1 protein-coding gene is annotated in these 1475 nt (G+C 34.6%); it reads right to left on the bottom strand.

The features are described from left to right. Window positions 1-1331 (bottom strand): calcium-binding protein (locus tag BGI33_RS09760; RefSeq protein WP_144235423.1); only part of this gene is annotated, 1331 nt, incomplete at its 3' end. Window positions 1332-1475 lie beyond the last annotated feature (144 nt).

Below are 1475 nucleotides of genomic sequence, written 5' to 3'. Positions count from 1 at the left end.
GGTTCGAGAGTTTGGTCTTCAAAAATGAAATTGAATGCACGGTAGTAATCATTGTTATAGCTAAAATAATTAGGCAAAGTTACAGAGTCCGAATTGCCATATGCGTTAATGATTAAATCGTTACCAGAACGGCTAAAGAGAGCATCAGTAAAATTGACCCCCTTGAAAACAATTTCATTAATAGCTTTTTTGTCGTACCAATCTCCTTTATCGTTAATCACATCCTGCCCGTGTCCTGCTTCGAACTCATAGCGATCTTTATGATAATTTCCTCCTTTAAGAATATCATTACCAGTACCGCCAATGAGGATATCGTAGCCGGCACCACCAATCAGGGTATCGTTACCGTCACCGCCATTGAGGGTATCATTCCCATCTTCACCATTGAGAATATCATCGCCTTCATCGCCATTGAGGTTATCATCACCAGCTTTACCCCATAAGGTATCATTACCTTTACCCCCATTGATAATATCATTGCTCCACCATCCTGTAATGATATTATCATTATCATCACCATTCTGAGTAAATGTGATTCTGTTATTTATATCTAGTGGTTCGAGAGTTTGGTCTTCAAAAATGAAATTGAATGCACGGTAGTAATCATTATTATAGCTAAAATAATCAGGCAAAGTTACAGAATCTGAATTTCCATATGCGTTAATGATTAAATCGTTACCAGAACGGCTAAAGAGAGCATCAGCAAAATTGGCATCTTTGAAAACAATTTCATTAATATCCTTTTTTTCGTACCAATAGCCTGAATCCTGAATCACATCTTGGCCATGACCTGCTTCAAACTCATATCGGTCTTTCTGCCAGTTAACTCCTTTGAGAGTATCATTCCCAGTACCGCTAATAAGAGTACTATAACTGGCAATATCATTCAGACTATCATTACTATTCTCGCCATGCGGCTTATCATTACTTGTTTTGTCGTTGATGGTATTGTTGCTATGTGAATCTGTGGGTTTATTGTTTTTGTTGGTATCGTTCAAAGTTGTTGTTATATCGGTAATATCTTCTGAGTTTAATGTTTTATCGTCAAAGATGAATGTAAAAGTACAAATATTGGTTTTGTCAGGGCTAAGAAAATCAGTTAGGGTGACAGAGTCCTTGTTATTAAATGCCTGAATTACCAGATCATTGCCTGAGTGTAAGAAAATTGCATTAGCTGCATAGGCTTTTTCGAATACAATTTCGATGTTCTGGTTGTGATTATTGTCGCTGGTTTTACTGTTGATAATATCTTCACCATGTCCTGCCTGAAATACATAACGGTATGGTTTTTCATTATTCCTATTTGGAATATTGTTATCAGTTTGTATCATTATTGATTCCTTTAAGTAGATTAAAATAAGAATTTTTAAATAGATAAATTTGTTTTGGTTATTATTGAAATGTTGATTTAATCAGGTTTATATTTTTATCATAATTAATATATACTTAAAATTAGAGTGATACTAAATGTATTC

The organism is Snodgrassella alvi, from assembly GCF_002777425.1.
In the GTDB taxonomy this organism is placed as follows: Bacteria; Pseudomonadota; Gammaproteobacteria; order Burkholderiales; family Neisseriaceae; genus Snodgrassella; species Snodgrassella alvi_B.
The sequence above is the reverse complement of the archived record's forward strand: the minus strand, read 5'-3'. Positions and strand labels throughout refer to the sequence as shown.